Below are 15,155 nucleotides of genomic sequence, written 5' to 3' on the forward strand. Positions count from 1 at the left end.
GCAAAAAACGGCATTAAATCAACAGGAAAATAATATGACACTAAATATTCTCATCGCTCCTTCTGGTTTTAAAGAAAGTCTCAATGCAGAACAAGTTGCTGATTGTATAGCGAACGGTATTCACAAAGTTCTCAAAGATGTGAATATTCGCAAAGCACCTTTGGTTGATGGTGGTGAGGGTTTCACCAAAACTCTGGTGAATGCCACAGGTGGAATCTTGCATTATCTAGAAGTAACTGGTCCAGTCGGGCAAAAAGTTCCATCTCATTTCGGATTCTTGGGTGGGTGTTCGGTAAAAACTGCGGTGCTAGAAATGTCTGCTGCTGCGGGGTTGCGCCTGGTTCCTCCTGACTTGCGGAATCCCTTAGTCACAACTACCTATGGAGTAGGTGAGTTAATTAAAGCTGCTTTAGATGCTGGTGCAGAAAGAATTTTAGTTGGTTGTGGTGATTCTGGTACTAACGATGGTGGTGCGGGAATGGCTCAAGCATTAGGTGTAAAATTACTTGATGAAAATGGCGATGAGATTGGCTGGGGTGGAAGTGAATTAATCAAAGTCAAACATATCGATTTATCCAAACGGGATTCCCGTTTGGATACAGTACAGATAGATGTGGCTTGTAACTGGCATAATTTATTGTGTGGCGATCGCGGAGTTGCCAGGGTATTTGGTCCGCAAAAAGGAGCATCACCAGAAATCGTCGAACAAATGGCTTTGGGTTTGGAACATTATGCTGCTGCAATTCGAGATGATCTAGGTCTGGATGTGGGGGAAATGCCCGGTAGTGGAGCATCCGGGGGATTGGGTACGGGTTTACATGCGTTGATTGGTGCGACATTACATCCCCGCTACGAGATTGTTATGCAATATTTGGAGTTAGATAGTTTGATTCCCGAAGTCGATTTGGTTATTACAGCCGAAGGGTGTATCGATTTTCAAACTCCACGGGGTAAAATTCCTACGGAGGTAGCAAGACGAGCCAAAATTTATGAATTACCAGTGATTGCGTTGGTGGGAACGATAGGGGAAGGTGCGGAAATTAATTTGCAGCATGGTATCGATTACTTTACAAGTATTTTGACCCATCCCTGTGGCTTGAGTGAGGCAATAAATCAAACTGCTAGTTCGCTTACAGATACAGCCGAACAAATAGCGAGGTTACTATTGGTTGGTAAACAAATTCGTCGCTGTACTTTGACAGGTTGGTAATAGGGATTTGAATCCAAGTAGTAAGGTAAGGGTGAACGGTTGTTCGCCCCTGCAATTCACCTATAATCTATGTGTCGCATTCTTTTTTCAAATTGGTATTAGCTCAGTGACCACGTTAAGCATTTCACCAAGAAAGAAGGAGGAAGAAAGAAGTACCCAATGTCATTCTGAATGAAACGAAGTGAATAATCTTGCGAGATGCTTCGTTGCGCTACCGCTACACTCAGGATGACAACACAGGATCATTTGTTTTGTGGCTGACTCTTACCTACCTAAATTTCGTAGAGAATACTTGCATCAACATCATCAGGGAAAGCTTATGAGCCGAATTTTAATTGCAGAAGATGAAGAAAGAATTGCTGCATTTATTGAGAAAGGATTAATCAATAATGGCTTTCAAGTTGCGATCGCAGACAATGGGGAAGCCGCTTTGCAAATGCTAGAAGATGATGCATTTGATCTATTATTACTAGATATGCAATTACCAATTAAAAGCGGCTGGATAGTTTTAGAAAAATTGCAAGCACAGAAAAAATATATTCCGATTATTATTATTTCTGCTTATTTTGATGCTAGAGAAGTAATTAATAAATTGCCAAATCAAAATATTATCGATTATGTTGCAAAACCGTTTAGATTTGCTGATTTATTAATGCGGATTCAAAATAGTTTGAGATTGTCGAATAGCTATCTTGCTCAGATATAGATGAATCCAGAGATTTAATATAGGTGGGCATTTCGCCCACACTAATTTTTAATCCTTAATCAAAACTTAAATGTTGTCCTAACAGTTCCAACAACAATACTCTGATTGCTATCATTATGTTCGGGATTGGTAATTACAAATACTCCTGGTGTTATCGAAATATTATCTGTCACCTGAAACTTATAAAATCCCTCGATATGTAAAGAAGTATCCCTATCTGCCACCAAACTACTGCTCGTAACTTTGGGTGGCATTCCGACAATTAAACCCGCTAAATTTCCCTTCCCACCTAAATCTGGCATTGCCAAAGTCACAGCATAATTCCAGATATCCGCTTCATCATTACTGACTTTGGCATCTGCTTGGATGTAACCAACCCAACCTGAAATAATCAAACCCGGATTAATTTTTAAACTCGTTTCGAGTCCAAAAGTATCGGTACTTGTGGAAACATTTCCAAATGGTCTACGAGCGATTAAACTACCCGTACTTCCAGTTAAATTAACCCCACTTTCACTACCACCACCATAATAAGAATGGAGATAGGTTAAAGCAATACCAAAATTATCAGATGGCTGAAAAGTCACATTTCCCAATGCCGAATAATTGCCATCAAATAACCCATTTTTTTCAGTTGGTAATGACGCATCATTAGTCACGTAAGCAAAGGCTAAATTTGTGCTGAGATTAACTTGATAATTAACCCCCAATCCAGTTCCCTCCATTGATCGTAAAATTGGATTGTAACGACCAAAGCGCGAAATAGCACCACTTCCACTACTATCTAAAGGATTCAATGGTTCGGCAATATCGTTTAATTCCATCTCCCATCCTGCAATAGTTGCCTTCAGGCGATCGCCAACTGGAAATTGATAATATAATTCACCCAAACCCACATCATTCCCGCTATCTTCATCAAAACCCAAACGAGTCATTCGAGTTCCTGTGATGCTATCATCCAACTCGGTAATATTCCCCCCTTCTAAACGCAAATTTAATGTATCTTTTCCTGTAAAACTCGTGATAAAATTTAAACGGGTACGCTGCCCTAAAGTTATATTTTCATTCAATTCCAAATGATTATTCGGATTGTCATCCCCATCAGAATTTCCACCAAATACTCTAGTCAAACCTAGAATCACCTCACCTTCGAGTTTTGTTGTGGCGGAAAATTGATTCGCATCTAATTCAGCAGTCTTCATTTCTACTGTATCAATTCGACTGCGAAGTGTTGCTAATTCCCCTTTGAATTCTTCTTGCAAGCGCTGCAAAGTTGCTAAATCTTCTTTCTTTGCCAAGTCACCTGTCGCTGTGGCAATCAGTTCGTTAGCCCGATCTAAACAAGCATTCAATCCTGCTGCAAATTCATATCGTGTGATTGCCCGATTACCACGATAAGTTCCATTCGGATAGCCAGCAATGCAACCATAACGCTCTACCAAACTTTGTAATGCTTGAAAAGCCCAATCTGTAGGTTGCACATCTGATAATTGCGAAACAGATGAAACTTGGGAAATAGTATCTAAAGAGTCGGCTTGATTTTCTCTGGCAAAGCTTAAATCGGTAGTAGAGAGAATTTTGATGAAAATACTAATAAAAATCAATAGAGTTTGACATACAAATGAGTAAGATGAATAGTTAAATACTAATCTTTGATTCATATTTCAATTGCACCTGAGATATATTTCCTGAGATAGTATAAATCAAATCTGGTACATTGAAATTGAAAGGGGTGCGGCTCGTGTCATGATACTGTATTCTGATAAAGAGTAGAAACAAGAGTATTGTTATCAAAGGCTTTAAAGCAATAATCCCAAAAAAAGACAGACTCATGTTTCTCAACACAGAGTCAATTTACTGACTACTATTCTCGATATTATCCATGTGATTGAGTATCAGTGGAAAGCCGCATTTGCCTTCCATTCCGATAGTAGTTAGGTACAGATTGTCGTCAGGCAGTTGGGTTTTTATACAGGTTGATTACATTCTTTCAATTTTCTCTAAAACCATCCCCACAGCGGTGACTATCATCTCCGGTTCGTCAATCCAGATAAAATGACCACTGTTATGAGCTTGAATCTGTGTACAATTGGTTGATAACAGCATTAATTCTTGATGCATTGTTTCCCGTAGTTGATTAGCACTTGCCAAAGGTATAAAATTAGTCCAGAGCGAAGGTTGAAAAAAGCTATTTGCCTTGATACTCACAATTGCTAAGTTACCAAAATTGTTCGCTAACATGACTTGCTGACTACTTGCATCTAAATTCAAAATTTCCTGTGCCATTGTTAGCCAGTGTTTAGGGCGACAGAAAGAACGGATTGCATACTGACGTACATATTGAGGAAATTTACGTAATCCAGGTTTGAGTAATTCAAATATTCCCAGGATTTTGAAAACACGAATAATCCCTAGACTTGCCCCAAATAGCGACATTACAAACCCAGAAGCAAAGAAGTATTTCAAAGCTTGCAACCCAAAAGGCATTTTTAACATCCCAGATTCATGCAAACCATCAGTCAGTACCATCCCCACAACTTTCTGGGGAAAACGATGTGCATACAACCGGACGTTATAACTACCAAATGAATCTCCAACTAGAATATAAGGTGGTTCGATACCCGAAAAACGCAAAAGTGTATCCAGTTCCATGACTATATTCTCAGTGGTACGGGCATGGGGACTAATATCGCTCCAACCAAACCCAGCTCGATCATATATGCAAACTCGCCCAATTTTTGCCAATTCATCAATGAGAAAATACCCTTCAATTCCCCCCAAACTATGTTCTAAAATTATGGTGGGACTACCTTCAACCTTGTGATGTAAGTTTTTTTCATATAAATGCAATTTGTAATTACCAATATCGATTAATTTTCCTGGAGGTGGATTTCTGTCTTCCAAGCAACAAGCGATCGCATGGTAAATTGTTGTTAGTGCCAGCAGTAGTGGTTGAAAATAACTAGCCATTTTCCAAGCATTGATAGGGTTTGTGTTAATTCATTGCAGATTAACACAAACAATTTCCGGCTCCAAAAGTTTCACTCCAGATCCCCGACTTCTTTAAGAAGTCGGGGATCTAAATACCCACTTTGGATTTTAGGATCATTCCTTACAGCGTGGTTTATTTACCTGAAAATAGCTGTAATTTAGTCACCCATAGCCTTTCTTGCCATCTTAGCCAACATCATCGTGGGCAAAACGGTTAAACAAGAAATCTAAGGCATAGTTACGTAGTTTATAGTATTCTGGGTCTTCCATAATGCGAGCGCGATCGCGTGGACGAGAAAAGGGTATTTCCATGACTTCACCAATTTTGGCATGGGGACCATTAGTCATCATCACCAATTTATCTGCCAAAAATAATGCCTCATCAATGTCATGGGTAATCATCAACACTGTGCAGCGATTATCACCCCAAATTTTCAGTAATTCCTCTTGTAATTCTTCCTTAGTAATGGCATCCAGCGCCCCAAAAGGTTCATCTAAAATCAATACTTTTGGACGAATAGCCAAAGCACGGGCAATAGAAACCCGTTGCCTCATCCCACCCGACATTTGCATGGGTTTCTTTTCCATCGCATCACCTAGTCCCACCATTGCCAAATGATCTCGCACAATTGCTCTTTTTTCAGCTTCGGCTTTATTTGGGTAAACTGAATTTACAGCTAAGTAAATATTCTCAAAAGCTGTTTTCCAAGGTAGCAAAGCATAACTTTGGAAAACCACCATTCTATCTGGTCCCGGCTTGGTAATCGGTTGCCCTTCTAATAAAACCTGTCCGGAAGATGGAAAGTTGAAACCAGACACCATATTTAAGAGTGTAGATTTACCACAGCCAGAGTGACCAATTACACAAATAAACTCACCCCTGCCGACATTGAGATTTACGCCATCAAGTACGGTGAAGGGACCTTTTTTTGTCGGATAAATCTTGGAAACGTCTTTAATTTCTAAAAAAGGCTGACGGTTAGTTGTAGCTGTATCTACGAATGGTTTTCCTAAAGTGCGGTTTTGCATGGTGTGTTGTATGTAGGGTGTGTTATAACGTAGACGCAAAGCGGCTTCTGAAAGTAGTTCGTAACGCACCTTTGACTTCAGGTGGTGCGTTAACGCTATATGATGAGAGGTTCTGAGGTCAACGAAGTCAAAGTCCCCCATAATTGTAGATTTAGGGGGCTTTCAACTCACGCTGCTGTTCTTCTGGGTGCATCAAGAACAACTTCAGCAATTGAAAAATCACGTTTAATCTGCAAGCTGTTGAGATAAGCCACTGGGTCATCCGCATTAAAAGGAGTACCATCAAATAGCTGAATGGGTTGCCGAGTATAACTAATATCCAAACCTAATTCTCTAGCTGCGGTGCTAAATACACGCACTCGACATACCCTTTCCACAACTTCCACCCAGTTTCTCGGCATAGGAGTTTCACCCCAACGTGCCAATTGACTCATGATCCAAATTTGTTCAGTTCGGCTGGGGCGATTGATAGCAGAATCGGAATAAAATTGAAGATGAGCGTAATCCCGCAAAGGATGATCTAAGCTACAGGCATTATCACCATCTGGATCTTCCAGTTGAATATACTCGATATCAGTACTCACATACTCTCGCTGTGCCAGAATTTGTCTGACTTCTTGAGTATGTTCGGGATTTGCACAGTAGTGACAAGCTTCTAATAAAGCCTTAGTCAAGGCAATATGGGTATTGGGGTAAGCCTCTGCCCAATCTTCACGCACACCAAGTACTTTACCTGGATGTCCCAACCACACTTCTAAATCACTAGCAACGGTAAAGCCGACACCTTCAGCAGCAGCACGGTAGTTCCAGGGTTCACCTACGCAGTAACCATCAATACTTTTGTTTTGTAAATCTGCTACCATCTGCGCCGGGGGAATATTCTTCATATCCACGTCAAAATCGGGGTCAACCCCACCAGATGCTAGCCAATAACGCAACAGTAAATTGTGCATGGATGCAGGATGTACTACTCCCATTGTGTGACGTAACTCACGGGTACGTAGTAAGTATTTTTTGAAGTCAGATAGGGTTTGTACGCCTTCATCATAAAAGCGTTTTGCCAAGGTAATCGCGTTACCGTTGCGGGTCATAGTTAGGGAACTAACAACAGGAACAGTTTGGTTTTTGTGTCCTCCCAAAGTTAGCCACATGGGCATCCCGGAAGGCATTTGTGCTGCGTCTAAATAACCGCCACTTATGCCATCTTCAATACCTCGCCAGCTGCTTTCCCGCACCAGGTTAACTTCATCTAAGCCATGTTTGACAAAGAAGCCTTTTTCTTTGGCTATTGCCAAAGGCGCACAAGCAGTCAGGGGTAAAAAGCCAATGTCTAAGTTAACTTTTTCTAATCCATGACGGACAATAGCCCCAGTTTTACTTGCCCGAATTTTCTTGATGCGTTTTTGCTGATTGAGGAAGTAAATCATTTCACTTCGCAAGATATAGTAGCTGGGATGTTCTACTACTTCCATACGTTTACGGGGTCTGGGAATATCTACTTCTAAAATGTCGCCGATTTTTGATTCGGGACCATTAGTCAGCATGACGATTCTGTCAGACAACAATACTGCTTCATCCACATCGTGTGTCACCATTACCGCAGTGACTTCATTTTCTTCGCAGATTTGCATTAACTGTTCTTGCAGATTCCCCCTTGTCAGGGCATCCAATGCACCAAAGGGTTCATCCAATAATAGTAGCTTGGGACGGATGGCTAGGGCGCGTGCGATCGCTACTCGTTGTTTCTGCCCACCAGATAACATTCCGGGTTGTTTGTCAGCATGGGGACGCAAACCCACCATATCGATATGTTTATCGATAATTGCTTTGCGTTCTTCACTGGGTAAACCTCTCATTACTGAGTCCACCGCTAGGGCAATATTTTCTCTTACTGTTCGCCAAGGTAACAAGGAATAATTTTGAAATACCACCATCCGATCTGGTCCTGGTTGGGTAATTCTTTGTCCTTCTAGGGTGACAAGTCCTTCAGTTGGTAAATCCAAGCCAGCAATCATGTTTAATAGGGTGGATTTTCCGCAACCAGAGTGACCAATTAAAGAAACGAATTCTCCTTTTTTAATTTGGAGGTCAATTCCTTTGAGGGCGATATATTGACCACCGCCAGTTAGTTCAAAAACTTTATCAATTTGATCGACACCAACGAATATAGACATAGTATTTTGGGGAGTGAGGTAGGGAGGCAGGGGAGGTAGGGAGGCAGGGGAGGGGGGCAGGCAGTCGCAAATACCTAATTACTACTTTTGTTCTGCTGGTAAAATCCAGTTTTGCAAGGCAGCCATCAACTTATCTAGGATCAAACCGACAACACCGATATAAATAAGAGCCAAAATTACTTCACTGACTTTGTTAGTCTGATATGCATTCCAGATGAAAATACCAATTCCGACAATACCTGACATGACGATTTCTGCGGCGATGATTGCTAACCAAGCTAAACCAATGGCAATTCTTAAGCCAGTAAAAATGTAGGGCAATGCAGCAGGAATCAAAATATTGATGAAATAGTCTTTGCGGCTAAGTTGTAGAACTTTGGCAACGTTGTTGTAATCTTGGGGAATTTGAGTTACACCCACAGCAGTATTAATTAAGATCGGCCAAATTGCAGTGATGAAAATTACGAATAGGGCTGCTGGTTCATTTTTTTGTAGCGCTGCTAAAGAAATCGGTACCCAAGCCAAGGGTGGTACAGTTCGGAACAGTTGGAAAAGGGGGTCTAAGGCTTTAGACATTGTTCGATTAACACCAATCAAAACACCTAAAGCAATACCAACAATTGCCGCTAGGGTATAACCGATTGCAACTCGTTGCAAACTGCCTAAAATCTGCCAAAAAAGCCCTTTATCAGTACCGCCCTTATCATAAAAAGGGTACAAAATCAATATCCAGGTATCTTGTATTACTTGTATTGGACCTGGTAATGTCGCACCGGGAGTCAAGGCAAATAGTTGCCATATAGCGAGAAAGATCAAAAGCGCGATCGCAGGTGGGATAAAATCAGGAAATTGCTTTTGCAGACTGGATATAAAGTTATTACCAGCATTTAGCTTGGGGTTAGTAGAGCGTCTTTGTACAGTTGTCATTAATTGGGTTCTCCTCAAATGTTGTTAGTTGTTATTTTCTCTGGCAAGGAACAAGACAGTTCGTGTTAGCTTATAGCCGTTACTAAACACCAGCTTTTTTGATTTTGAGACTCTTGAGATATTCTTCTGGTTTTTCCGGGTCGAATTTCACGCCATCAAAAAATTCTTCGACACCACGGGAGGTACTTGTGGGGATGTCAGCCGCTGCAATTCCCAAGTCTTTTGCAGCTTCCTTCCAAATATCTTCGCGGTTAACTTTATTAATTAGTTCCTTCGCTTTGGCGGCATTATTTGCTAGGTAATCTTTAGGTAAAAATCCCCAACGTACATTTTCAGTGATGAACCATAAATCATGACTCTTGTAGGGATAGGAAACACTGCCTTTTTCATCTTTCCAGTAATATGGTGCCATTAACTTATCGTCAATTTTGCGACCATCACCCATATCGTATTTACCTTGATATGGATCTAAAAGAATCTCAGGTGAAGATAGGTCGAAATACTTTCTTCCAGCGAGAATTGTTGCTGCTTCTTTGCGATTTTCAAAGTTATCTAACCATTGCTGTGCTTCCATCACGGCTTTTAAAATCGCTTTTGTCGCCTTCGGATGCTTGTCAACCCAATCACCTCTCATCGCCAAGTATTCTTCAGGATGATTCTTCCACATCTCTGCGGTCAATAATGCCATGAAACCAATTTTGTCATTAACGATGCGGAAGGGCCAGGGGTCGCCAGTACTAAAGGCATCCATAGTTCCTGTTTTCATGTTGGCTACAGTTTGCGCTGCCGGAACTGTCAGCAATTTGACATCTGCATCAGGATCTAAACCACTTGCTGCTAACCAATAGCGAATCCATAAATCTTGGTTAACGTGGGGAAATGTAAATGCAGCAGTGAATGGGGTTGAGGATTTTAGTTCTTTAAATAGAGACTTAGCACCATCCAGTTTTAAACCAAGACCCTTACCTTTGTGCTTGTCAGCGATCGCAATTCCATTTCCATGGGTGACTAACTGTGCTAGGACATACATGGGAATTTCCTTATTCCCCTTGGTAATTAAACCTGCTGTAATTAAATGTGGCATTGGCATTTGCCATTGACCACCATCAATCCCACCACCAGCAGAACCAATTTCTACGTTATCCCGCGCTGCACCCCAAGAAGCCTGTTTCGCAAGTTCTACTTTTGTCATGCCGTACTTAGCAAATAGACCTTTTTCTTTGGCAATAATTAGGGGAGCCGATTCCACAATGGGGATATATCCTAGCTTTACTGTCTCAGTTTCCGGTTTTTGTTCAGGAGTCAAATTAGCAACCTGTTGAGCAGTTGGGATAGCTTGTGAATTACCACCAGTACTATCAGGAGGATTACCTAAACAGCCTTTCAGGAATATAGCTCCCGCAGAAGCTCCTGCTGTTAAGATGAATTTACGGCGATTAATTTGATTTAAAAAATCTGACATTACTATCTCCTAAAGTTTGAATTTAGATTTTTTATTAGCCATGAAAATATTAGGCATGAGAGTGAACACAAGTAGAATATGATTTCTCTTGGGGCAATCACTGCATAATTTGGATTTATACTCAAATCAAATAAGTCAATTACAGCCTATTAAGAGTTTAAAAGGCTACATATGACTAGTATTGATAAAAATCTATTACTTAAATTAGTTGGGTTCTGGGATGTTGTTTGGGGATTACTGAGTTCGTTGAAATATAGTTTACATGTTTTCTATTTAAATTGGTGAACTCAAACTAGTAATTATCAAATAAATATTGGATTAATCATATAAGCAAAAACTTATTAAGATCAATTTAGTCAAAGAGTATTAGCAATGCATAGATATGAGTTAATTGTTATCATTCATTTACTCAAATAGTTGAATTATATAAACATGATTTTCGCAAAATATATAAATATTAACTTATCCAAACCATTAGATAAAACTGTTAGCCCGTCCAAGAGATAAGTTTGTGAAGTTAAGATCCCCAACTTCTTTAAGAAGTCGGAGATATTAGTGTTTAAGATATCTTTGATTAGTTTACATAATTGCAGAAGAACCTAGAAAGATTATCAAATAAAATGCTCCTATTCCCTATTTCCTGTTCCCAGTTGCGAAGGTGGAGAATGTCGCCAAAGCTTACTAAGTCGGGTTGCTGGCATTGTTAAATATAGAATATCTCCAGCACAGAGATTGTGATTCAGTAAATCCCACCCATGTAAGGTTCTGTTAGCAGTTTCTAAATATAACGGGACAAAATCAGCTAACATTGCTGCATCTTTGACTGTTAAACAAGCAAAAGGATGAGAGGCTGCAATTAAAGTTGCTAATGCTACCCATAAGGTATCATCAGTAATGCCATTTCCTAAAATACGTCCACCTAATGTGGCAGCCGCAAAGGCAGGTGCGGCTAATTTTGCGGGACTCAAAACAGCATCAAAATCAAACACTTGTTGAGCCATCCGAGCAAAATCGGGATCGGCATAACGGACGATGATGGGGACTTTAGGGGATATACTCTTGGCATTGAGGGCAATTTCTAAATTTGTGGCATCATCGCCACTCACGGCTAACAAAGCCGATGCAGATTTGACATTGGCAGCCTCTAACATGTTGGGAAAGCTGGCATCACCGTTAATGACGGGAATACTTAAACCACGGGCAATATTAACAAAGCGATTATTTGCATCTTGTTCGATTACTACTACTTCATGTCCAGCCCCGTGAAGATGCTGCACAATTTTGATGCCAGTACCACTTAAACCGCAAACTATATAATGTTGGCGATGGGGGACACGGGCAGCATCCCAAAATTGTTTAAAACGGGTACCAAGTACGAAGTCGTTAAGTAGGGCATATAACAAACCAATAACGCTAGCACCAACCAGCATCATGATAATGGTGAATAATTTAATACTGTTGGGGGCATTTTCCACTACTTTATCATTGCCTCCAGCCCCGGTAATCATGCCGACAGCAAAATATAAAGCATCAACAATAGATATACTATTGTTGGTGGAGCAATAAATAATGGTTGCAAATATGATGATTGCCATCAAGGTGATGGACATCACCAATACTGCCCGACCATGTTCTTGAAACCGTCGGAGATTTCTGAGAAACTTAAGGCATTTGAGAATTATTGATTTGCGTTTAGAACGAGCGGCTGGTTTGGTGGCAATAATTAATCTGTCGCCTTTGCGTAATCTTTTTCCCAGTACCACAGCTGAAATTAAATCGACATCACCTTCTTTCGGTAAATAGTAGATAAACATCCTAGTTGGATTTTCCCAAAGTTCATCTATTCTTCTGCCTTCCCAGGGGTGATTACCATCGATATGTTCCTCATGAATGGGCCATGTTTCGCCAAATAGTTTAATTTGTCCAATCGCTTTGTTTCCCAGTGCCGCAAAGGCGAATACAGGTGCCGCTAAACCTGCTACACTCATACTCATGTGATTAGGGACGTTTTGATCCAAACGTTCACCCAAACTGGTGTTGAAGAAACGATTAATAATCCGAATATCGGGGTTTAAAGTTCGTGCTTGCATCATCACCGACAAATTTACCGCATCATCAGGACTAGCGATCGCTAAAGTGTGCGCGCGTTCAATTCCCGCTGCCTTTAATGTGTCTGCTGCATGTAAATTACCGACAATAATGTCGCCTGCGGTTTCTCCAGGAATCTCACGGTGATTTATCCCAATGACGAAAGCCCCCTGTTGTCGCAGCAGACGAAATACTTTATACCCAGTTCTTCCTAAGCCACAAACAATTATACGAGGTTTCATGTATCGGTAGCATAAGCTGGAATAGAAGCTGTGTGATTAAATATTTATTTAATTAACATTTTTGCTTAACTATTTCCCCTTGACTGTAGCTGCTAACACGATTGATAGAAATTAAGCATCCCAGGGGTTGAGGCGTGACATTTCCCAGGTTGTGTATGTACCGATAGGACTCCATAAGAGGTATGGCAGGAGTAAAAGTACGGCGGAAGTGGATATTCCGAAAATAGCGATCGCAGTAATCACACAAACCACAAATCCCGTTCCTCCTATGATTGTTCCCACTTTCAAACTACGTAGTTTAAACATCACAGGTGTGTAGGCAATCGTGACTATTTCTAATAATAAATATAATCCCATCCGTAACCAAGTCGTGGGAGTTCCAGGAGCGCTTTCCCAAACAATATAAGCTGACCAAGCACCACAAATAAACACAATAGTCCAAATTAGAGGAATTAGTTTCTCAAATATTAACCATTTAGGGCGTTGAAGACGTTTAAACCACTTAGCGCCATTGGGTGAAATTAAACCTCCACCCATCGCCACCAGCAAAGCTACACCCCCAATTACCATCCATGATTTAATCATGATTTTAATTCCTCAAATAAATAATCGGATTGTGCAGCTTCTGGGTTTCAGAAGTCACACAATCCAAGTAAAGCCTATCACTTTGTTCTAGTGCCATTATCTTAATTTTGGTTTCCACGCTCATCTTCCATTAGTTATAGAAAGCCTGGTGTTTTTGAATCACCCTAGGAATTTGAATTAAAATGTAGAGATAACCTTCCAAAGATTTATTTGATTAGGCAAAATCGTTTTCATACATCAAATTAGCAACACCGTAAGCCTAATCATCAACTGACTGTGTTAGAAAAAGCGTATCTTGCATTCAAGATACGCCTAGATGTGCATGATTTGTTGTCAAAGGTCTTATTTAGGCTTCTTGCCAAAGCTCTTTAACTCCGTTCTCAGGCAGCCAAGTTGCGATTTCCTGAATCCGCTCTTCGGATAGTTCATCTTTGGTTGCAGAAAATACGGCTTTAACTGCTTGCTTCCTTGCAGTGTCCTTATCTTCAGATCCCCTTTCAAATCCACCTTCGTTGGCAACCCGAAAGAAGAAACGATCAGAATCAATCTTAAAGATTCCAGGACCTTGCCAAGGCGGACGTACCCGGCTTAAAAAGCCCACTATCGGATTTGTATCTTTCCATAGTTCTGTGACTTCCATTTGCAGAGCTTTCTCGTCTGTCTGCATCATCTCTTCATGCAGTTCGTCTGCAACCCTGTCAGCTGCTTCTGTTGTCATCAAGTCTCGCATGACGCGAAAGACAATTTCGGTGAAGTCCCTTGCATCATAGGGGTCTGCGAATTTACCTTCAACCATAACCTTTTGTAGGAATGATTTGTGTTCATCGTTGATGACTATTCTGGAGTCTTCAATTTCGGTTGGATCAATCTCTGGAATGTTAGTTCTAAAGGTTTCGTCTGGCATTAGTTTACCCTGGTTATATTAGTATTTAAATAAAGTATCTAGCGAACTTGTTTAGAGACATCTTTACCCGCTTGTGCAGCACCATTACCAATATCGCTAGCAGTTTCCTTCGCACCTTCTACATAACCAGATCCAAATTCTTTCAAAGCTTCTGCTGACTGCTGTCCAATTTTCTGAATGCGCTTACCAGGAGATCCTTCTGTTTCACGAGCATCTTTATTCCACTCTCCTACTGTTTTCGGTCTTTGAGCATCGTTTTGCTCTACTTGTTCCCGAACTCTCTCTTTTAAGCCTATGTTATTGTCTGCCAGAGCGGTGTTGGTTGTTAATAACGAAAGTCCAACTAGGACGATAGCTAAGAAGCGTTTTACTGGAAGCACCTTCAGCAAGGAACTAATGTAAGTAGTTGTTCTAAAAATCAAATTCTTCATGCAAGTACTCTGTTGTTTGATTGTTGACACTTCTCAGTCTCTGAAATTCGTGAAATATAATCAATCGATAGTTAATCGGCTAATTCCAAATTCATTTGTTGCTGTTCTAAAAGCTCTGGCTTCTATGTACAATTAATTTAATGAATATAGTTGCTTATTTCACTGATTAAATCGGTTGCTATTTCGCTATCTTTTAACCATCTAACTGTTTTAATCATAAGTAAAGTGTAACTTTAAACAAGTAATTATCCTTCTAACAAAAGGTATATATTGGTTATAAAAAGTGAATAATATACTATACCTGCGAAAGTAGAAAATTTAATCCAAATAGCATAGTAAGAAGCATTCCCAGAGTGGGATTCCCATTCTGGACTTCAGTATGTGTGACGAATTTGAGGTATGTTAA

General features: G+C 40.4%; 12 protein-coding genes. 2 read left to right on the forward strand and 10 right to left on the reverse strand.

Annotated features, from left to right (window positions below):
- Window positions 1-34: 34 nt before the first annotated feature.
- Together CAL6303_RS09985 and CAL6303_RS09990 are read left to right on the forward strand one after the other, a co-directional pair.
- Complete coding sequence (locus CAL6303_RS09985; protein ID WP_015197728.1) at window positions 35-1,210, forward strand: glycerate kinase; 1,176 nt, start codon at window positions 35-37, stop codon at window positions 1,208-1,210.
- A gap of 319 nt (window positions 1,211-1,529) precedes the next feature.
- Window positions 1,530-1,916, forward strand: a complete 387-nt coding sequence (locus CAL6303_RS09990) for a response regulator transcription factor (protein WP_015197729.1) — start codon at window positions 1,530-1,532, stop codon at window positions 1,914-1,916.
- A 59-nt stretch (window positions 1,917-1,975) separates the two neighbouring features.
- Here the strand turns inward: CAL6303_RS09990 and CAL6303_RS09995 are convergent, their stop codons facing one another.
- The 10 genes from CAL6303_RS09995 to CAL6303_RS10040 all read right to left on the reverse strand — a co-directional run bounded on the left by CAL6303_RS09995 (window position 1,976) and on the right by CAL6303_RS10040 (window position 14,749).
- Complete coding sequence (locus CAL6303_RS09995) at window positions 1,976-3,577, reverse strand: iron uptake porin (RefSeq protein WP_015197730.1); 1,602 nt, start codon at window positions 3,575-3,577, stop codon at window positions 1,976-1,978.
- Window positions 3,578-3,896: 319 nt separating this feature from the next.
- Window positions 3,897-4,886, reverse strand: coding sequence for an alpha/beta fold hydrolase (locus CAL6303_RS10000; RefSeq protein ID WP_015197731.1), 990 nt, complete (start codon window positions 4,884-4,886; stop codon window positions 3,897-3,899).
- Between the two features lie 207 nt (window positions 4,887-5,093).
- Window positions 5,094-5,936, reverse strand: coding sequence for a nitrate ABC transporter ATP-binding protein (locus tag CAL6303_RS10005; RefSeq protein ID WP_041740388.1), 843 nt, complete (start codon window positions 5,934-5,936; stop codon window positions 5,094-5,096).
- Between the two features lie 167 nt (window positions 5,937-6,103).
- Entirely contained in the window at window positions 6,104-8,110 is a 2,007-nt protein-coding gene (locus CAL6303_RS10010) for a nitrate ABC transporter ATP-binding protein (RefSeq protein WP_015197733.1), read from the reverse strand.
- An 81-nt stretch (window positions 8,111-8,191) separates the two neighbouring features.
- Window positions 8,192-9,037: a nitrate ABC transporter permease gene (gene ntrB, locus CAL6303_RS10015; protein ID WP_015197734.1), complete on the reverse strand. Its 846-nt coding sequence runs from the start codon at window positions 9,035-9,037 to the stop codon at window positions 8,192-8,194.
- An 82-nt stretch (window positions 9,038-9,119) separates the two neighbouring features.
- A complete protein-coding gene (locus tag CAL6303_RS10020; protein ID WP_015197735.1) occupies window positions 9,120-10,499 on the reverse strand; it encodes a CmpA/NrtA family ABC transporter substrate-binding protein in 1,380 nt (459 codons plus the stop codon).
- 626 nt (window positions 10,500-11,125) lie between these two features.
- Window positions 11,126-12,829, reverse strand: a complete 1,704-nt coding sequence (locus CAL6303_RS10025; RefSeq protein ID WP_015197737.1) for a potassium channel family protein — start codon at window positions 12,827-12,829, stop codon at window positions 11,126-11,128.
- Between the two features lie 111 nt (window positions 12,830-12,940).
- Window positions 12,941-13,414 carry a TspO/MBR family protein gene (locus CAL6303_RS10030; RefSeq protein WP_015197738.1) on the reverse strand — a complete coding sequence of 158 codons (474 nt, stop codon included), beginning with the start codon at window positions 13,412-13,414 and terminating at the stop codon, window positions 12,941-12,943.
- Between the two features lie 346 nt (window positions 13,415-13,760).
- Window positions 13,761-14,318, reverse strand: a complete 558-nt coding sequence (locus tag CAL6303_RS10035; protein ID WP_015197739.1) for a DUF2267 domain-containing protein — start codon at window positions 14,316-14,318, stop codon at window positions 13,761-13,763.
- Between the two features lie 38 nt (window positions 14,319-14,356).
- Window positions 14,357-14,749, reverse strand: coding sequence for a hypothetical protein (locus CAL6303_RS10040; RefSeq protein WP_015197740.1), 393 nt, complete (start codon window positions 14,747-14,749; stop codon window positions 14,357-14,359).
- Between the last annotated feature and the right edge of the window lie 406 nt (window positions 14,750-15,155).

Source organism: Calothrix sp. PCC 6303, assembly GCF_000317435.1.
GTDB lineage: Bacteria > Cyanobacteriota > Cyanobacteriia > Cyanobacteriales > Nostocaceae > PCC-6303.